We start from the raw sequence: 18,698 nt of genomic DNA, 5'->3' as shown, positions 1-18,698 counted from the left end.
CTTCTGAATTGGGCTTAATTTTTTCAGGGGTTCACCTTCTGTTCTACACAATGGATCCCGCAGGCAGAAGATGCCAATATCTTGTGATTGATAATCAACAGTTATCACAAAAACGGAGATCCGATGCCCGCATCCATCAAGCTGCACCAGCTACGCGCCTTTGTTGATGTGGCGCGCCACGGCAGTATTCGCGCCGCCAGCCGCGCCGCAGGCCTGTCTCAGCCCGCTTTAACAAAATCGATTCAGGAACTGGAGGAGGTGCTCGGCGCGCGGCTTTTTATACGCCGTCGTCAGGGCGTGGCGCTCACCGAAATCGGTGATAACTTTTTCCAACATGCGAGCCTGATCATAGAAGAGCTGCGCGTCGCGCAGGAGGATATCCAGCAGCGCCTGGGGCTGGCGGGCGGTACGGTCAATATCGGGGTGGGCGGCAGCATTGCACGCACCCTGATGCCGCAGGTGATCACCCAGTTCCGGCGTCAGTTTCCCAACGTGAAGATCCGCATCGTTGAAGGGCAGCTGGTCTCGATGATCCCCGAACTGCGCCAGGGCGAGCTGGATTTCACCATTAACACTTCCTATCCCGGCCACCTGGACAGCGAGCTGAGCTATGAACGGCTGATGGAGCGCGAATACCGCGTCGTGGTACGCAAGGGGCACCCGTGCCAGCACGCGACTTCGCTGGCGGAGCTGCAGCACTGCGACTGGACCATGCCAACGCCGCGCGGTAGCTACTACCGCCTGCTGCACGATCTGCTGCACGATATGGGCATGGCCCCGGCCATCAGCGTTACCTGCGAAACCTTTATGGCCTGCACCAGCCTGATTGCGCAGAGTGACTTTGTCAGTATTCTCTCCAGCGATGTGATTGGCGATCCTATTCTGGGCAATCAGCTGGTAGCGCTAAATATCAAAGAGCAGCTGCCTAATGCCACCTTCTATTTAATTCAGCGGAAGGACACTACGCTAACGCCAATGGGGGCCGAGCTGGCGCGTTTATTTCGCATTTATTGCGGAAAATCGGTTAAATAATGGTTAAAGCACTAAAGATCACGACGATGATCTAATTGATATTTTATACGTCTCCATTCGCGGATTTCTTATCAGAATTTATTAACAGCAATGGAGCGATATTTTGCAATATACAAGGATGTTACTGGGCGCGAGCGCGCTGATGGCTTTGGTTCCGGCCTCTCATGCGGAAGTGACGCTATTAAAGAAGCAGGCTTTTGATATTGGCTGGCTCGATCCGTTAAGCCTGCAAATTGGCGGCAGTATCCGCCCGGAATTTATCTGGAACCGCGGGCCGGATAATCATAATGGTCATGATGGCGGCACGCGTTTACGCTTCAGCAGTGATTATGCCCTGACGTCAGACACCTCCATTATTGCCTATTACGAATGGGGTATTGATACCGCACATATGCTCGGTTTGAAAAATCATTACGATCACGATGGCAACTGGGACAAGCAGCGCCAGCTGTATGGCGGTATCAAAGACGATCGCTACGGCACGCTGACATTCGGCCATCAGTACGGCGTTTATTATGAGACCGTCGGGGTAAAAAGTGACGTCTGGGATAATGACGGTCATGCGGCGGCGGATGGCAGCGGGGTGGCAGGGGACTACGACGGTGGCAACCGCCCCAAAAATAGCATCCACTACACCAACACCTTTGGCGACCTGACGCTGTATACCGCCTGGCTGCTGCCGCAGAATGATCTGGTGCTCGGCGGCAACAAATATTACCGTCGCGATCGCGGCGCGGCGATTGGCTTCGATTATCAGCTGGATAAAGATCTGACGCTCAGTGCGGCGTGGGATCAGACCAAAGCAACGATAAAACATGGCAACGGCACGCAAACCAGCTATCAGCAGCACTATTCCGGCATGGCGTTAACCTGGCAGCCAAATAACTGGTATCTGGCGGGGACCGCGACCTATTACCGTCACTTCCTGCCTAATCAGCACGCCGAGCGCACCGATCGCTATCTGGCAGGGGATGGCTACGGCCTGGAGGCGTTTGGCGGCTACACCTTCAAGATTAACAAACCCGGCCTACAATCGATTCAACCCTATGTGGCGGTGGACAGTCTGCGCCTGAAAAGCGATGAAAACTACCATGCGAATCACACCTATGTTGGGATGGGGGCCGATATCGGATGGGGCTTCAGCGTTTACCTGGAGCGGACGTTCACCGCCAGCAGTGACAACGATCCCGATGAAACCTGGCTGACGTTTTACTATAATTTCTAAGCAGTTCCAGCAGAGAGTGGAGAAAATTTCATCTCAGCATTGGCGAATTTTCATTCGCCAATGCATGACCAAAGCGCTAGATTAATCCGCAATGCCAGAATTATCTTAACCAAAGCGGAGCTCACCATGATGCCCACACAGCATGTCACCATTCAGCGCTATCGGTCGGAGTTTCAGGCTGGAGTTGTCGATCTGATCCTGCCGATCCAGACCGAAGAGTTCGGCATTAATATCACGGCGGAGCAGCAGCCGGATCTCAGAGATATTGAAAACTTTTATCAGCAGGGCTGCGGGGATTTCTGGCTGGCGCTGGTGGGCAATAAGGTGGTGGGCTGCATCGGCCTGAAGGATATCGGCAACCAGCAGGCGGCGCTGCGCAAGATGTTTGTTGCGGCAGAATGGCGCGGCAGGCAGCACGGCGTAGCCTCGGCGCTGTTGAACACGCTGATCATGTCGGCGCGCGATCGCCGCGTAAAGGACGTGTTTCTTGGTACCACCTCCGCCTTCCTCGCCGCGCATCGTTTTTACGAAAAAAATGGCTTCAGTGAAATCCTCCCCGCGGAGCTGCCCGCCAGTTTCCCGCTGATGGCGGTTGACAGCAAATTCTACCAGTTTAGCTTCTGAATCATGGCGCCGCCGGGCGCCGTGATAATCACTGCCCGAAATTTCTCTCTGACACATCTTGTAATAATCAGCCGCTCGTCGTAGCATCGCCACGTAATTGCGATATTGATAATAATAATCATTTTCTTTTATGAGGTTGGCTATGACGTTCTGGGGTAAAGCATTAATCGTTGCTGGCGGGTTGCTCTCATCCGCCAGTCTGCTGGCCGCGCCGTTCGTGGTGGAAGATGTCAGCGGGCGTAAAGTTGAGATCAAATCCGAAGTGCAGCGGGTGATCCTGGGTGAAGGGCGGCAAATCTACCTGCTGGCCGCATTTGATACCGATGCCCCGTTCAAGCGCGTGGTGGGCTGGCGTGACGATCTGCCCAAAGCAGACTTTGACAGCTACCAGGTCTACGCGAAAAAATACCCGTCTATTACCCGGCTGCCAACTTTTGGCGGCGCGAAAGATGGTACCTTCAACGTTGAGCAGGCGCTGACGCTGAAGCCGGATCTGGTGCTGATGAATCTTGAGTCAAAAGCCGCAACTGATGAATCCCAGCTGACGGAAAAACTGAATAAGCTGGGCATTCCGGTGGTGTTTATCGATTTCCGCGAGAAGCCGTTTGAGAATGCCGAGAAAAGTATCCGCATCATGGGGCAGCTGGTAGGCAAGCCGCAGCGGGCGGAGGAGATTATTGCCTTCCGCCAGCAGCAGATCGACATCGTTACCGATCGTCTGAAAAACTTTCAGGGTACACGGCCTAAAGTGATGCTGGATAGGGCGGGTGGCTATACCGAAGAGTGCTGCATGTCATTCGGCGATGAGAATTTTGGCCGCATGGTCGAAGTGGCTGGCGGGATTAATATCGCTAAAGGGCTGATTCCCGGCACCTTCGGCACCCTTAATCCGGAGCAGATTATTGCCGCCCGCCCGGATGTGGTGGTGGTGACCGGCGCTAACTGGAAGAACTACAACACCGCCGGAGGCTGGGTCGGAGTGGGTCCCGGCGCCAATATCAGCGAAGCCACCCAGCGGCTGACGGCGCTGATGGCCCGCCCGGCATTTCGCACGCTGCCGGTGGCAACCAACGGCAACGCGCACGCTATCTGGCACCAGTTTTACGACAGCCCGTACCAGTTCGTCGCCATTCAGGCGCTGGCAAAGTGGCTGCATCCTGAGCTGTTCAAGGATATCGACCCCGATGCCACCTTCCGCGAGTTCCACCAGCGTTTCCTGCCGATCGACTATCAGCCGGGATACTGGGTGACGTTGAAGCCGAAAGGGTAACAGGGGGCAGGGCTGCTTTCACCCAGAGCCTTATCGTTGCGGTGATAGATCCACTGCGAGCACGGTAATAGCGGGGAAGGAGATCGGACGGAGATAAGCCGGACGTCACGTGGCAGGGATGCCGCGTGCCGAAGCCCGCAGGGAGCGTCGCCGTTCCGGCGTGCTCAGGCTGAGCGCAGACCGGTTAGCCGACGTTTAGCAACCGCAGTCACTTCTGAGGATAACTCAGGGGCCAACCCTCATTTCGATCGGCCCTTTGCCTCTTGTTAACCGTGCGCGCCTGCGCCTGGCTCACTCAGCTTCTGCAAATCTTTATCCACGAAGAACAGCGCCTGGCCGCTGTTGCCTACCAGCGCCAGCTTATCCAGTACTGATTTAAACAGCTTCTCTTCTTCGTGCTGCTCAGCCACATACCACTGCAGGAAGTTGAAGGTCGAATAGTCCTGAGTGGTGATCGCCGCGTGCGCCAGCTCGTTGATTTTTCCAGTGATCAGCTGCTCGTGCTGATAGGCCTGTTCCAGCACTTCGTGCAGGGAGTTAAAGGTCACCGGCGGTGCCTCAATCGTACCCAGCACTGGCATCGCGCCGGTGTCGCTCAGGTAGTTGAACAGACGCTGCATATGCTGCATCTCCTCATTAGAGTGCTCACGCATAAAAGCAGCCGCGCCCTCAAAACCTTTGTCGTTGCACCATGCGCTCATCTGCAGGTACAGGTTGGCAGAATAGAATTCCAGATTCAGCTGATCGTTCAACTGAGCAGTCATTTCGTTAGTCAGCATGGTGACTCCTTTAATTTATTTTTAGGGTGAAGCAAACAGGTGATTTCTGCGCATTATGCATGCATTAAGAACAAATAAAAACCGTTTTATATAGCAAAGGCTAAATTAAATTTGCTTACCTAAAGTTATGATTGGTAAGTGATAATCATTCCTTGCTCAATCTAAATTGTTCTGTTTTTTAAATAAGTTTGATAATTATTCTTATTAATAACTGGCAGGTTAAAAAAGCGAAATGAGAATAACTTAGATATAAGATATTTCTAATAACTGATGATTTTTATGAGGTTAAGTGCCTCTACCCTTAAGGTAAAGGCACACCGCAAGAGTCAGAGCGTTTCGCTTACCAGGCGGTCGAGTATCGCCTGGGCAGTTTTAATATCGGTGACCAGCGCGTTGATCATGCCGGAACGCACGGCGCCGATGATCCCGGCCGCTTTTTCCGGGGTGGCGGCCACGCCAATGCACAGTGGCGTGCGGCGCAGCTGATCGGGGGAGGCGGCGATCATCCGCTGTTCCCCCTCCCAGTCCAGCACTTCTCCCGCTTCGGTAACATAATGGCGCAGCACATCGCCAGCGGCGTGGCTCAGCGCCTGCTCGTCCGGCGTGGCGGTGCTGGCTTCCATCGGCTGCGGCGCATGATGCGTCAGGCCCACGCCGACAATCGCCACGTCGAGCTTGTCCCACAGCGAGGTAATTTGTTGCACGCCGGGGTCGCAAAGAAACGCATCGCGCAGCACCGGGGAGGAGATATAGGGCGCATGCAGAAAATGCGGTGTGCCGCCCATCTGTTCTGCGGCCTGGCGCACAAATTCGTTAATCTGAAAATGCGCCGCCGCCTGCTGCATTCCGCCGTTCAGCGCCACGGTTATGACTCCCGGCAGGCGCGGCAGACCGGAGAGCGTGACTTCACGCACTGCCCGCCCCCAGCCGATACCCACCACAGAACCGCTAACCAGATCCGCTTGCTGCAGCAGCGAGGCGAGCGGAGCGCTCAGCGCGCTCAGCACGTTTGCGGGTGGCGACTCCACTACCGCTGCACTTTTTAACCCCAGTTGAGCAATGAGATCGGCGGTGATCTCCTCGGGGGACGTCAGCTCAATCACCTCGATCCGCACGATCCCCGCCGCGCGCGCTTTGGTCAGTAGACGCGAGATGGTAGCGGTGGAAACGCCCAGTTTTTTAGCGATATCAACCTGCGACATATCGGACTGATAGTGCAGCTTCGCCACCATGTGCATCATCGCCCGGGTGGTGGCGGGATCTTGTAAAAGTGGCTCTTTCAGGTTGTAATTCCTTTCTGCAATGTATTACACTCAGTTCATCGGTTGGAGAATTATTGCGCAACACCAGACAAATTGCAATGTGCACAGGTGGCAGAAACCCCTGACAGGACAGGAGATTCAGCGGAATCAGCCCGCGGTCGTGCACACAGGCTAAAGGTAACTTTCTGGTCGTCGATGACGGCTTTTTTTACCCTAGTACTAAGTGAGGACCACCCTATGTCACACATGTCTACTTCCGAGCTGCGCGGCTATCAGCAAATTTGTGGCAGCAACGGCGCGATGCTGGTGATCGCCTGCGATCAGCGCGGGGCCATGCGTACCCTGCTGAGCGCCGACCCGGAACAGCAGAAAGCGATCTCCGAGCAGCAGCTGGGCGGCATTAAAGCCGATATCACCCGCTATCTTGCCAGCCAGGCCTCTTGCGTACTGGTGGACGCCGTCTGCGCGGTGCCGGATCTGGTTGATGACGGCATTATTGCCCGCGATACCGCGCTGCTGATCGGCCTTGACGCATCCGGCTTTGACACCACGCCGGAAGGCTACCGCAATTCGCGCCTGGTGGAGGGCATCAGCGCCCGCCGCGTGCGCGAACTGGGCGCTAACGGGGGGAAAATTATGGTCTATTTGCGCGCCGATCGCCCGGACGCCAACGGTCATAACCTCGATATTCTGCGCCACTGTATAGAGGACTTCGTCCGTGAAGACCTGCTGCTGGTGGTTGAGTTCCTCACCTACGCTCTGCCCGACGAAAGCGAAGAAGCGTATAAAAGCCGCGTGCCGTCGCTGATCTACGAAGGCACCAGGCTGTCGCTGGAGCTGGGCGCCAAAGTGCTGAAAATCCCTTATCCTGGCTCGGCCAAAGACTGTGCGGCGATCACCGAACTTGCCGGGGACGTGCCGTGGGCGGTACTCTCGGCTGGGGTCGATCACAGTACCTTCTTAGGCCAGGTGGCGGATGCGATGAGCAACGGTGCTTCCGGCGTGATTGCCGGGCGGGCGCTGTGGAAGGACTGCATCTCGCTCGATCACCGCGTCACTCGTGAAAAGCTGGAGACGCTGGCTATCCCGCGCCTGCGTGAAATCCAGGCGGTGATTGGCAAACATTTCCAGCCGCGTACTACCACAGAGGAAAGCACCAGCCATGCCTGATACGTCCACTCTGCAGCCCACCGCCCAGCAGCCCGGCGCTAAACGCCTGGTGATGGTTAACGGCGTACCCGCGTCGGGCAAGAGCCATATCGCGACCCGTCTGGCAACGGAAACCGGCTGGCCGCTGCTGACGCTGGACACGATTAAAGAGCCGTTTATGCGCCAGCTGACCGGCGTGGATCGTCCGATGAACCGTAAGCTGGGCATTGCGGCTTATCAGGCGATCTGGTCGATTATTGCGGCGGCACCTGCGGGGAACACCTTTATTGTCGATGCGTGGTTTGGCTTTCAGCCGAAGGCGGATCTCGAAGACTTTATCTGCGGTGCAGGCATTGAAACGGTGGCAGAGATCTGGTGCCAGATCCCAGGTGAACTGGCGGCACAGCGCTACGCCGCGAGGCTGAATACACGCTTGCCGGGTCATCCGGGGGCGGAATATGTCGCCGAACTGCAGCTGCTAGCCGACAGCGCTGAGCCGATGAGTCTGGGGCCGGTATGGCTGGCCGATCAGCGCAGCGACATCGACTTCAGCCAGTTAACCCAGTGGGTGCGGGAGATCATCGAACGGGGGTAATAAACCTTTTAACTATCGCCGATAATTAAAGTCGATCTTTCCTGAGGGTTCACAGGAATTAAATTAATGACGAATACTGGTTGAAATAACCAGCTTGATGCCATGGCTTTAATTTTAATTGAGTGATATTTAATTATTTATTATTCAATAAGTCAGTTTGATCACGTTTTTAATATTCGACAGAAAGTATAGTGAATTAACTCTCTGAACAATAAACAAGGGTAGCCGAATGTTAACCGACTGGATTAATAACAGTAATCTGAAACTGTTAACGCATACTGATAACTGGCAAAAAGCGGTAGAGATTGCGCTGCAGCCGATGATCGATAATGGTGCAGTGGAACCCCGATACCTTAATGCTATTTATGATATGCACAAGCAGATTGGCCCCTATTATGTGCTGGGTGAAGGTATTGCGATGCCGCATGCCCGGCCAGAAGAAGGGGTTATCAGAACCGCGCTCTCTTTATTAATTGTTTCAGAGGGCGTGAGTTTTGGCAGTGAAGATAATGACCCGGTGTACGTGATATTTGCCCTGGCTGCTGTCGACAGCCATTCTCATATTGAAATGATCGCCAGTCTGTCACAGCTGTTTTGTGAAGATGGCGTAGTCGAGAGGCTGCGCCAGGCGAGAGAACCATCAGCAGTGCTGGAGATTTTACGCCAGTTCTGAAGCCCGGAGCGGTCAGGGGAAGGGATGCCCGTCAACATACCCGCAGTCAGTAGTCGCGGACTAACAGACACTTAATTAAGGTATGCCTGATGAAAAAATTATCCATTCTGGCGGTATGTGGCGCCGGGCTTGGCAGCAGCTTTGCCTGCGAAATGAGTATTGAAGCGGCGCTAAAAGATCTGGGTGTCGATGCGGACCTGTCGCACTGTGATATATCCAGTGCCACCTCATCTCGCGTTGATATTATCATGACCGGTGAAAACTTCCGTTCACAGTTTCAGCATTACACCATTAACTCCACCATTATTTACCTCAAGCGGCTGGTGGATAAAAACGAAATAAAAACAAAACTAGAGCCAATCCTTAAAGAGAAAGGCTATCTTATTTAATTTTTCATTTAAATCCGATTATAAGTGAACAGGGGAGTATTATGTCTTTCCTTACCTTTATTGTCCATGATGTACTGGGGCAGGCGTCAATTCTTATTTCATTGATTGCCATGATCGGCCTGATCGCCCTGAAAAAAAGCCCCGGACAGGTCATTACCGGAACATTAAAAACGTTACTGGGTTTTTTAGTTCTGCTATCCGGTGCCAGCATTATTGTCGCCACGTTGACCTTCCTCGGGGAGATATTCCAGAAAGGCTTTAATATGCGCGGCGTGGTAACCGATGTGGGTTCTATCGCCGGGATTGCACAGCAAACTCTCGGCCGTGAGACGGCGTTGATCATGGTGGTGGCGTTTATCGTCAATATCCTGGTTGCCCGCCTGACGCGCTGGAAGTATATCTTCCTCACCGGGCAGGCCTCGCTGTGGATGGCGACCGTCTGTTCGGTTATCGGCTACATGGGCGGCCTGCGCGGGGTGGAACTGATCCTGCTCGGCGGGGTGATTGCCGGGCTGATGGCAGTGCTGATGCCGGCGATTGCGCAGCCGATTGTGCGTAAGATCACCGGCGGTGATGATATCGCCCTCGGGCACTTCTGCACTATCGGCTATATGGTGCAGGCCGGGGTCGCTAAAGTCACCGGCGACGTCAGCAAAAGCACCGAGGATATGGAGCTGCCACCCGCGCTCTCCTTCCTGCAGGATACTTATCTGTCGATGATGGTGGTGATGATCCCGATCTACCTGATCCCGGCGATTGCGGCCGGTCCGGAAGTGGTGGCGGCATCCTCTAACGGCGTCAACTATCTGGTATACGCCTTCCTGCAGTCGATTCAGTTTGTGGTTGGCGTTTACGTGCTGCTGGCCGGGGTGCGCCTGCTGCTGGCGGAGATCGTCCCGGCGTTTCGCGGCATCGCCCTGCGCGTGGTGCCGGATGCGGTTCCGGCGCTCGACTGCCCGGTGCTGTTCCCCTATGCACCGAACGCGGTGATTGTTGGCTTTATTTCGACCACCGTCGGCGCGGTGATTGGCATGTTCCTGTTCCCGTGGGTTGGGCTGGCGATGATCCTGCCGGGCATGCTGACTAACTTCTTCGCAGGCGGCACCGCAGGCATCTTTGCTAACGCGGTTGGCGGGCGGCGCGGGGCGATTATCGGCGGCGTGTTCCACGGGCTGTTTATTACCCTGTTACCGGCGCTGCTGCTGCCGCTGCTCGGTCAGTACGGCTTCCAGAACGTCACCTTTAGCGATTCGGACGTGATCGGCGTCGGTCTGGTGTTTGGCCACATCCTTAACTTCTTCCATTAATTAACCGGAGGCTTTATGGACGCAATTGACAAGATCTTACAGCAGGGCCTGGCGCCGAAGGAGTGCGCCGCCGCGCTTAACGAACTGGGTAAAGCATTCTCTGAGTCGGGTGACGGCGACAGCGCCATCCAGTGCTGGGAGCAGAGCATGGCCAGCTACGGTAAGCCGGGCTTTGCCCAGGCGCAATTGATGAAGGCCTACAACGCCAAACGCCGCGCCTGCTCGCAGGCCGGGGACGGCAAAGGGATGGAGCTGTACTCAGAGAAAATTGACGGCCTGATGCAGCAGAGCAAGGACGCAATCCGCTACGGCTTTTAAGCCCAAATCACTGCGGCGACCCGGCCCGGGCGTGGATACCGATTAACGGTGCATGTTATTTAACTAACTAATTAGAAAGGTTTTTTTGAAATTTAACCTTTGTCAATTCGGAGGGTATGGCGCTATAGTCGGCGCGGCGCTTGAGGCTTTTTGCCTCATGTGGCCGGTAGTGATGCTGGTTTGTAGTGAGGCAGAAAGAAGAAAGCCCCGTAAGTTAATTTTCATTAACCCACGAGGCTCACCCTATGTCCAACCAACATCAGGATAGCCTCTTACCCGCCGCAAGGCAAGGAGTAGCCGGCTATGAAACTGCCACGCAGTACCCTTATCTGGTGCATATTAATCGTGTGTTTCACACTGTTAATATTCACCTGGCTGACGCGAAAGTCGCTGTGCGAAATTCGCTACAGAGATGGAGACAGGGAGGTGGCGGCTTTCATGGCTTACGAATCCGGTAAGTAGCAACCTGGAGGCGGGGAGCGATCCCCGCCTTTTCAGGCAGCCGATGCTGTGCTGGCACCGCAAGCGCCTTTATAAAGGGCTGTCCGCTTCCCGGGCAGCCCTTTTTTACGTTGATCGGCGGCTATCAGAAATCCATCTTCACGGTAAACTGCACTTCACGCGGGTCGCCAATCTGGTTGGACAGATTATTGCTGGCGATAGACGAGGTGTAGTAAGTCTTATCAAACAGGTTCTTCACGTTGACCTGCAGGGTGACCGGGTTCTGCGTCTTGATCTTATACGAGGCAAACGCATCGGCCACCGCATAGCCCTGCAGCGAATAATCCTCATCGTTGTCGCCGGAACGGCGGCTGACCGCGTGGCCGCCGCCGCCGACGGTCAGCGTATTACCGCCGATGACGTTGTGGAAATCGTAAGTCAGGAACAGCGAGCCGGTGTGACGCGGCACGTTAGGCAGCATCTTGCCCTGATAATCCGGGTCTTCCAGCACTTTGGCATCGGTATAACCGTAGCTGGCGATCACGTTAACGTTCTGCGTCAGCGCCCCGGCGACATCGACCTCAACGCCGCGCGAACGCACTTTTCCGGCGGTTTTCGCCACGCTTTCGCCGTTCACCGTGTCGGTATACAGCACGTTACGCTTGTCGATGTTGAACAGGGTAACGTTAGCGGTCACGCCGCTGAACAGGTCGAACTTGGCACCCACTTCATATGATGTGGCGGTTTCCGGCGGCAGCTCGCCGATGTAGCTGGCGATAGAGTACTGCGGCATAAACGACTGCGAGACGTTACCGAAGAAGGAGACGTTCGGTGCGGCCTTATACACCAGGCCAAATTTCGGCACCCAGCGGCTGTCGCGGCTGTCGGTATTGACGTTGAATGGGCGGCCTTTACCAGCGTATTCGGTGAAGGTGGTGTAGCGCATGGCGCTGACGGCAATCCATTTATCGTTCAGGTAGAGCGAGTCCTGCACGTAGCCGGAATAGCTGACCTGCTTGATAGTCTGGTCGCTGTCGGAGGCCGACACGGTGGTGCATTTGCCGGTTGCGCCGTAGGACGGATTGTAGATATTGAAATCTTTAACGTTTTTGCAGCGGATCATATCGGTGCGCAGCAGATCGTAGTTCTCATACGACAGCCCGGTAAGGATCTCATTATACAACCCGCCGATCACCACATCGCCCTGCAGGTCGAAGCGCGCGGAATGCTGGCGCTGGGTCGATCCCTGGGTGGCATCGACGCGGCGTGTCAGGTTGCCGGTTGCCGCATCATAGGCCATCACGCGTGCCTGATTATCGCTGTACTTATCCTGGCTAAAGCTGTAGTCAAACTTAGCCGTCCACTGATTGTTGATGCGGTACTCGGTGTTGAGCTGCGCGAGGTCGGATTCGCCGTCGGTGATATTGTAAGCCTCGTCAAAGCGCGTTTCGCGGCTGACGTTGACCGCATGGCCGGTATCCAGGTCAAAGATAGTGCCGCGATCGAACGGCGTGCTGTAGTTACGGTGTGCGTAAGAGACGTTTACCGTCGCGTCATCGCCAAACCAGGTCAGGGAGGGGGCGATAAAGCTGCTGCGCTCGCTGCCGAAATTACGCCAGTAATCTTCGTGCTGATATGAGCCGATCAGGCGGTAAGCAAGCCGGGTTCCGGCGATCGGGCCAGTCAGATCGATGCTGCCAGTACCGCCCCCGAAGCTGGTGGAGGTCGCTTCAATCGCGCCGCCAAAAGTGGTCTGCGGGCGCCTGGTGATGACGTTAATCATTCCGCCCGGATCGAGAATGCCGTACAGCGTTGAGGCCGGGCCCTTTAACACTTCCACCCGCTCGGTGGCGGCGTTGAAGCTGCGCGGCAGCACGGTTTTTAGCCCGTTAGTCATCACCGAGCCGTCGCGATTACTGCCGAAGCCACGGCGTACAAACGCATCCTGAGTGCCGCCCAGCGTGTTGGTCTGTACCACGTTGCTGACGTTATTCAGCACTTCATCCAGCGTGGTGGCGTGCTGATCCTGAATCACCCGGTCGCTGACGGTATTCACCACCTGCGGAATATCCAGCAGCGGCATATTGGTCAGGGTGGCGGTGGAGGAGCTGAGCGGCTGATAGCCGGAAGTCATTGCCGCGTCTGCGTCAGCGACGCTGGCCTCTACGGTCAGCGTCCCGCCATCGCTGGCATCCGCTGAAGTTTTTGCGCTCTCCTTCTCCGCTGCAAGAGCGGCAGGCGAGGCAAGAGCACCGACAAACAGCAGTGAAAATAAAGCCGATCCTTTTTTCCCCAGAAGCCAGGATAATTCTTTCATTGGTTCTTTTTCCCGCAAGCGATTCTCTCCCCTTTCCGGGGATGATGGTGAGTTATTGTCATTGCCCGATGATTGCGTCTCTGCGCAGCGCTATCCGTGAGACCCGGCAAACGGGAGTCGGATATGTAATTGAGAATCATTCAAACACGTAGTGATGTAGTAGTAAACGTAAAAAACAGCAATCAAACCGACAAGAATAAAAGCGGATCATTGTCCTGTTTTATTTAAGGTTGTTTTTTATTAGTCAATTGAAAATAAAAGGTATTATATTTATTTATCTTTCCTGTTATTTCCATAAAAAGGGTGAGCCTGCGCGGTAGTTCAGCTCGCTATTAGTTCTTGACTACTACAGTCATTCTACGCATGATCGAGAAAACGAATGAGAGTTATTTTTATTTGATACCTACGCGCGCGCTGGCTCTGCCGTCACGCCGTGGCGGTGCAGGAGCCAGCAATGCCACAGCGGGTGGAGAACACAGCAGATGAAATCACTGCGCCAGCAGAGCACGGAATGGTCCTTGACCAGCTGTCAGCAGGTTACGGCAAGCAGCTGATTGTTAATGGCGTCAGCCTGCACATTCCGCACGGGAAAATGACCGTACTGGTGGGGGCTAACGGCTCCGGCAAGTCAACGCTGCTGACCACGATGGCGCGCATGCTGTTACCGCTCGGCGGCAGCGTGCGGCTCGACGGCAAATCCATTCATCAGCAGCCGACCAAAGCGGTAGCGCGCCAGCTCGGCATGCTGCCGCAGTCGCCGCTGCTGCCGGAAGGGCTGACGGTGTTTGAGCTGGTATCGCGCGGGCGCTTTCCCTGGCAGGGGTTTATGCGCCAGTGGTCAGCGCAGGATGAGCAGGCGGTGGAAGAGGCGCTGCGCCTGACCGGCACGCTGGAGTTTGCTCATCAGCCCGTCGACAGCCTCTCCGGCGGGCAGCGTCAGCGCTGCTGGATCGCCATGGCGCTGGCGCAGCAGACCGCCACTATCCTGCTGGATGAACCGACCACCTTCCTCGACCTGCGCTACCAGGTGGAGATCCTCGAACTGCTACACGACCTTACGCGCCTGCATGGCCGTACCGTGGTGGTGGTGCTGCATGACCTTAACTTTGCGGTCAACTACGCCGATATGCTGGTGTTCCTCAAGCAGGGGCGACTGGCGGGCGTGATTAACGAGGGTGAAAGCTGCACTCCGGAGTTGATCAAAACGGTGTTCGACGTCGAGGTGCAGATGTCGCTTAACCCGCTGACCGGCAAGCCTCTCTTTATGCCATTTCGCCGCCGCGAGACACCTGCCGGATGAGCGCTCTCGCCGCTATCCTGCGCCGTCGTCGCGCTCGCCCGTTCAGCGCGCTGCTGACCCTGCTGGCGCTGCTGCTGGCCTGTTCGCTGGTGCATCTCGGGCTGGGGGCGCGCTATATCGGCCCGACAACCGTGCTGCGGGCGTTACTGGAGTATGACCCGCGCAACTTTGACCATAGGGTGATTGTCGACCTGCGCCTGCTGCGGCTGGCGGCGGCGCTGCTGACCGGCGCCGCGCTCGGCGTGGCCGGGATGCTGTTACAGGCGGTGATCCGCAACCCGCTCGGCGAGCCGCATATTCTTGGCTTAAATGCCGGGGCGGCGCTGGCGGTGGTCATCAGTTCGGCGCTTGGCGCCAGCTGGGGCGGAATGCTGTTTGGCCGCCCGCTGATTGCCGCCTGCGGGGCTGCCGCGCTGTTTGCCGTCGTGATGCTGCTGGCCTCTGCCGGGCGCAGCGGTTTGACGCCGCTGAAGGTGACGCTGTGCGGCGTGGCGCTCTCGGCCTTTGCCTCCTCCATTACCGCTGCCATTCTGATCCTCGACGAGCAGACTCTGCTGGCCATGCGCACCTGGCTGGCTGGCGATCTTGCCGGGCTGAGCTGGGCGGTGACGGCGGCGGCTACGCTGCCTGCGCTGATCGGCCTGCTGCTGGCGCTGGCGATTGCGCCCTATCTTAACGTGCTGGCGCTGGGGGATGTTGTCGCCAGCGGGCTGGGCGTCAATATCGCCCGTACCCGTCTGCTGGGGCTGATTGCGGCGGCGCTGCTGTGCGGTGCGGCGGTGTCGGTTGCCGGCCCGCTCGGCTTTATCGGCCTGGTGGTGCCGCATATCGTGCGGCGACTGATGACCGATGATATTCGTGCTGGTATTCCGCTGTCGGCGCTGTGTGGGGCCCTGCTGCTGCTGCTGGCGGATATTGCCGCACGCACGCTGATTGCCCCGCAGGAGCTGGCCACCGGTGTGATGACCGCGCTGGTCGGCGCCCCGGTATTTATCTTTATTGCCTCAAGGTTCTTCAAATGAAAAGTGCCGCACAGCGCGTCGGTTTCCACCGCCTGCAAATGGCGCGCTGCACGCTGCTGCTGCGCCCGCGCCTGCTGATGATTGGCCTGCTGCTGGCCGCCTGCGCCGTGGCGCTGCTGGCGTTCGGCCTGACGCAAGGCTCGCTGCCGGTTCCGGCTTCCGCGATTGGCCGGGCGCTGTTTTATCCGCAGCCGCTGCCGGCACAGCAGCACTATATCGTATGGGATATCCGCCTGCCGCGCCTGCTGATGGCGGCCCTGTGCGGCGCGATGCTCGGCATGGCCGGGGCGGCAATGCAGTCGATCACCCGTAACGGGCTGGCCGACCCCGGCCTGATTGGTGTGAAAGAGGGCACCAGCGCGGTAGTGCTGACGCTGATCCTGTTATTTCCGGCGCTCAGCCTGCTGTGGCGACCGCTGGCGGGGATGGCGGGCGGAGTGATGGTGGCGCTGCTGGTCATGGCGCTGGCGCGCGACTTCTCACGGCCGCGTTTTATCTTGATCGGCATCGGCGTTTCCTGGCTGTTTGCCGCGGGCATCGGCGTTTTTATCACCACTGCCGATGTGCGTGACGTGCAGACGGCGCTGGTGTGGATGGCGGGCAGCCTGCATGCCGCTACCTGGCCTCTGCTGACGGTGGCCTTCGCCTGGGCGCTGCCCGCTGCGCTGATCCTGTTTCTCACTGCGCGCGCATCCGATGTGGCGCTGCTTGGCAATCAGGCGGCAACCGGGCTTGGGGTGCGCCTGCAGCGGCTGTCGCTGGTGCGTTTTTTCGCGCCAGTGCTGCTGACGGCGGCCAGCGTCTCCTGCGTCGGCAGCCTGGGCTTTGTCGGCCTGATCGCTCCGCACATGGCGCGTTTTCTGCTGCGCGGCGGCCAGGTGGCCCTGCTGAGCGGCAGCGCGCTGATTGGCGCTCTGCTGGTGCTGGTCACTGATAATCTGGGGCGGCTGGCGTTTGCCCCGCTGCAAATTCCGGCGGGCATTGTGATGGCGCTGGTTGGCGGCCCGTTTTTCCTGCTGCTGCTGTGGCGGCGGCGCGATATTTTGTAAGCCTTACTTCATGGATATCTGATGCGTATTCTCACTGTTTTCCTGCTGCTGCTGGCAGCTTCGGCGGGCGCGGCTGCACCCACCCAGCAATTTACCGACGACCTCGGGCGCACGGTGACCGTGCCGCTGCACCCCACGCGCATCGTCTCACTGCACGATCTTGATATCACGATTCCGCTGATCGAGCTTGGCGCGCCGCCGGTGGCCAGCCACGGCCGAACGCGCCCGGACGGTAGCCATTTCCTGCGCTCCAGCGGGCTGCTGACCGGGGTCGATTTTGATAACTCCGCTATCCAGTTTATCGGCAGCGCTGACATGGATATCGAAGCGATTGCCGCCGCCAAACCGGACCTGATTATCACCGAACCGAGCCGCAACGTGGCGGTAGAGCAGCTGGAGAAAATCGCGCCGACCGTCAGCATCGATCATCTGGTTGGCGGGGCGCCGCGCATCTACAGCAAGCTGGCGCAGCTCACCGGCACCCAGGCGCAGCTGGCGATCCTCGAACGCCGCTATCAGCAGCAGATCGCGCAGCTGAAGCACGTCGTCGACACGCAGCACATCAGCGTGTCGGTTATCCAGGCTAACAACGGCAAAATTACCGTGCATCACAGCTATCACTCGCTGGGCCGGGTGCTGCGCGATGCCGGGTTCAGGTTCCCGCCGCTGGTCGACAGCATCCCGGACGGGGGCCGCATCGATGTCAGTGCAGAACGCCTGCCGGAGCTGGATGCCGATTTCGTCTTTGATACCTGGCGTGCCGATACTGGCGGTAAGCCAGCAGATGAGATCGCCGACATGAACCGGGTCATCCCCGGCTTCTGTGACTTCCTCAAAGCCTGCCGCAGCGGGCACTACATTCTGCTGTCGCGCGATGAGGTGATCTCTAACTCATTCGCTTCGCTCGGCCTGCTGGTGGCGCAAGTTCAATCCCATCTTTCCGGGCGCACGCTGCCGGAAAAAGCGGAGGCGCAATGAGCCATGGCAGCCGCCGGCGCACCGATCTGTACGGCGAGCGCTTTCGAGCACGGGCGCATCAGCTTTCTCCCCGTTTGTATGCCGTTGCCAGCTATATCAACGAACATCGCCACGTGGTACTGGAACATACGGCCATGGAAATTGCGGTCGCCACGCAAAGCTCCGATGCGACGGTGATCCGCGCCATTCAGGCATTGGGTTTTGCTGGCCTGCGCGATGTGAAATTGACGATGGAAGGCTTTCTCGGGCCGGGACTGAACTCGGCGGAGAAGATGAACACCACCGTCAGCGCGCTCTCCTGCGATATCAATGCCAGTATCGATTTCGTCATTGAGGGGCACCAGCGCGCCTGCGAAGTATTAAGCGAGCCGAAAAATCGCCTGGCGATGGCGCAGGCCGTGGCGCTGCTGGCCGAGGCGCAGCAGATAGCGATTTTCGGCATTGGTGCCTCCGGCGTGCTGGCGGACTATACGGCGCGCATGATGACGCGCATTGGCACCCCGGCTTATGCGCTCAACCGCACCGGCATTCTGCTGGCAGAACAGCTGCTGAGCCTGCAGCGTGGCGACGTGCTGATCATGATGGGGCAGAAGTCGGCGCATCGGGAGGGGCTGACCACGCTGGCCGAAGCGCGGCGTCTCGGTATTCCGGCGATTCTGCTGACCAATGCGCCGGATTCACGCTTCAGTCGCGAAGCGCATACGGTGATCGTCGTCCCGCGCGGCGGGGAAAACGGCAAAGTGGCGCTGCACGGTTCGGTGCTGCTGTGTCTGGAGATGCTGGTGATGTCGGTGGCATCCACGGCGCCGCAAAAAACCATGAAGTCGATGAAACGCATTCAGGATCTGCACCGTTCGATTGGCAAGAAAGCGTAGTTTTCTCGCAGGGGCGAGGCATGCCTCGCCCGTTTTACCTTGTGCATCGATATGCGGGTCGACCAGAAAAGCGGTCGACCCCTACAGAATATC

Annotated in this window: 19 protein-coding genes and 1 pseudogene; 17 read left to right on the top strand and 3 right to left on the bottom strand. The window is 57.3% G+C overall.

Annotation, left to right across the window (positions count from 1 at the left end; translation table 11 throughout):
- Positions 1–123: 123 nt before the first annotated feature.
- The 4 genes from ACLI4M_RS05935 to ACLI4M_RS05920 all read left to right on the top strand — a co-directional run bounded on the left by ACLI4M_RS05935 (position 124) and on the right by ACLI4M_RS05920 (position 4,151).
- The gene (locus tag ACLI4M_RS05935) at positions 124–1,032 is read left to right on the top strand and encodes a LysR family transcriptional regulator (protein WP_048914638.1); all 909 of its coding nucleotides are present in this window, start codon (positions 124–126) and stop codon (positions 1,030–1,032) included.
- A 118-nt stretch (positions 1,033–1,150) separates the two neighbouring features.
- Positions 1,151–2,257, top strand: a complete 1,107-nt coding sequence (locus tag ACLI4M_RS05930; RefSeq protein WP_133625010.1) for a porin — start codon at positions 1,151–1,153, stop codon at positions 2,255–2,257.
- Between the two features lie 126 nt (positions 2,258–2,383).
- Positions 2,384–2,881, top strand: coding sequence for a GNAT family N-acetyltransferase (locus tag ACLI4M_RS05925; protein ID WP_133622750.1), 498 nt, complete (start codon positions 2,384–2,386; stop codon positions 2,879–2,881).
- A 142-nt stretch (positions 2,882–3,023) separates the two neighbouring features.
- Positions 3,024–4,151: an ABC transporter substrate-binding protein gene (locus ACLI4M_RS05920; protein WP_133622751.1), complete on the top strand. Its 1,128-nt coding sequence runs from the start codon at positions 3,024–3,026 to the stop codon at positions 4,149–4,151.
- 266 nt (positions 4,152–4,417) lie between these two features.
- Here ACLI4M_RS05920 and ftnA read toward each other — a convergent pair whose 3' ends face one another.
- Positions 4,418–4,930, bottom strand: coding sequence for a non-heme ferritin (gene ftnA / locus ACLI4M_RS05915; RefSeq protein WP_048914644.1), 513 nt, complete (start codon positions 4,928–4,930; stop codon positions 4,418–4,420).
- Positions 4,931–5,256: 326 nt separating this feature from the next.
- Positions 5,257–6,162 (bottom strand): sugar-binding transcriptional regulator, encoded by a 906-nt coding sequence (locus ACLI4M_RS05910; protein WP_133622752.1) that lies wholly within the window; start codon positions 6,160–6,162, stop codon positions 5,257–5,259.
- A gap of 267 nt (positions 6,163–6,429) precedes the next feature.
- Here ACLI4M_RS05910 and ACLI4M_RS05905 point away from each other — a divergent pair, with 267 nt between their 5' ends.
- The 8 genes and pseudogenes from ACLI4M_RS05905 (at position 6,430) to ACLI4M_RS05870 (ending at position 11,085) form a co-directional block, all read left to right on the top strand.
- Positions 6,430–7,362: a tagatose-bisphosphate aldolase gene (locus ACLI4M_RS05905; RefSeq protein WP_133622753.1), complete on the top strand. Its 933-nt coding sequence runs from the start codon at positions 6,430–6,432 to the stop codon at positions 7,360–7,362.
- The gene (locus ACLI4M_RS05900) at positions 7,355–7,936 is read left to right on the top strand and encodes an AAA family ATPase (protein ID WP_133622754.1); all 582 of its coding nucleotides are present in this window, start codon (positions 7,355–7,357) and stop codon (positions 7,934–7,936) included. The genes ACLI4M_RS05905 and ACLI4M_RS05900 overlap by 8 nt, the downstream gene beginning before the upstream one ends.
- A 229-nt stretch (positions 7,937–8,165) precedes the next feature.
- Positions 8,166–8,609: a PTS sugar transporter subunit IIA gene (locus ACLI4M_RS05895; RefSeq protein WP_099755201.1), complete on the top strand. Its 444-nt coding sequence runs from the start codon at positions 8,166–8,168 to the stop codon at positions 8,607–8,609.
- Positions 8,610–8,698: 89 nt separating this feature from the next.
- Positions 8,699–8,998 (top strand): PTS sugar transporter subunit IIB, encoded by a 300-nt coding sequence (locus ACLI4M_RS05890; protein ID WP_062818079.1) that lies wholly within the window; start codon positions 8,699–8,701, stop codon positions 8,996–8,998.
- A gap of 41 nt (positions 8,999–9,039) precedes the next feature.
- Positions 9,040–10,305: a PTS sugar transporter subunit IIC gene (locus tag ACLI4M_RS05885; RefSeq protein WP_048914648.1), complete on the top strand. Its 1,266-nt coding sequence runs from the start codon at positions 9,040–9,042 to the stop codon at positions 10,303–10,305.
- Between the two features lie 15 nt (positions 10,306–10,320).
- Positions 10,321–10,623 (top strand): hypothetical protein, encoded by a 303-nt coding sequence (locus ACLI4M_RS05880; RefSeq protein ID WP_048914646.1) that lies wholly within the window; start codon positions 10,321–10,323, stop codon positions 10,621–10,623.
- 245 nt (positions 10,624–10,868) lie between these two features.
- A pseudogene (locus ACLI4M_RS05875) lies at positions 10,869–11,018 on the top strand (DUF5431 family protein); the annotation flags it as partial.
- Positions 10,960–11,085: a type I toxin-antitoxin system Hok family toxin gene (locus ACLI4M_RS05870; protein ID WP_366521325.1), complete on the top strand. Its 126-nt coding sequence runs from the start codon at positions 10,960–10,962 to the stop codon at positions 11,083–11,085. The pseudogene ACLI4M_RS05875 and the gene ACLI4M_RS05870, both read left to right, overlap by 59 nt.
- A 124-nt stretch (positions 11,086–11,209) precedes the next feature.
- On the opposite strand, the gene ACLI4M_RS05865 is transcribed toward ACLI4M_RS05870, so the two are convergent.
- Entirely contained in the window at positions 11,210–13,381 is a 2,172-nt protein-coding gene (locus ACLI4M_RS05865) for a TonB-dependent siderophore receptor (RefSeq protein ID WP_133622756.1), read from the bottom strand.
- 454 nt (positions 13,382–13,835) lie between these two features.
- Here ACLI4M_RS05865 and ACLI4M_RS05860 point away from each other — a divergent pair, with 454 nt between their 5' ends.
- Genes ACLI4M_RS05860 through ACLI4M_RS05840 form a run of 5 tightly spaced genes read left to right on the top strand, consistent with a single transcriptional unit; the run spans position 13,836 to position 18,605 of the window.
- Entirely contained in the window at positions 13,836–14,681 is an 846-nt protein-coding gene (locus tag ACLI4M_RS05860; RefSeq protein WP_048914649.1) for an ABC transporter ATP-binding protein, read from the top strand.
- The gene (locus ACLI4M_RS05855; RefSeq protein WP_133622757.1) at positions 14,678–15,703 is read left to right on the top strand and encodes a FecCD family ABC transporter permease; all 1,026 of its coding nucleotides are present in this window, start codon (positions 14,678–14,680) and stop codon (positions 15,701–15,703) included. The genes ACLI4M_RS05860 and ACLI4M_RS05855 overlap by 4 nt, the downstream gene beginning before the upstream one ends.
- Positions 15,700–16,752 carry a FecCD family ABC transporter permease gene (locus tag ACLI4M_RS05850; protein WP_133622758.1) on the top strand — a complete coding sequence of 351 codons (1,053 nt, stop codon included), beginning with the start codon at positions 15,700–15,702 and terminating at the stop codon, positions 16,750–16,752. Before ACLI4M_RS05855 ends, ACLI4M_RS05850 begins: the two co-directional genes overlap by 4 nt.
- A 21-nt stretch (positions 16,753–16,773) precedes the next feature.
- On the top strand, positions 16,774–17,730 hold the full coding sequence (locus ACLI4M_RS05845; RefSeq protein ID WP_133622759.1) for an ABC transporter substrate-binding protein: 957 nt from the start codon (positions 16,774–16,776) through the stop codon (positions 17,728–17,730).
- A complete protein-coding gene (locus ACLI4M_RS05840; RefSeq protein WP_133622760.1) occupies positions 17,727–18,605 on the top strand; it encodes a MurR/RpiR family transcriptional regulator in 879 nt (292 codons plus the stop codon). The genes ACLI4M_RS05845 and ACLI4M_RS05840 overlap by 4 nt, the downstream gene beginning before the upstream one ends.
- Positions 18,606–18,698 lie beyond the last annotated feature (93 nt).

The organism is Erwinia sp. LJJL01 (genome assembly GCF_047300805.2).
Taxonomy (GTDB): Bacteria; Pseudomonadota; Gammaproteobacteria; order Enterobacterales; family Enterobacteriaceae; genus Erwinia; species Erwinia aphidicola.
This window is presented reverse-complemented; position numbering and strand designations above follow the sequence as displayed.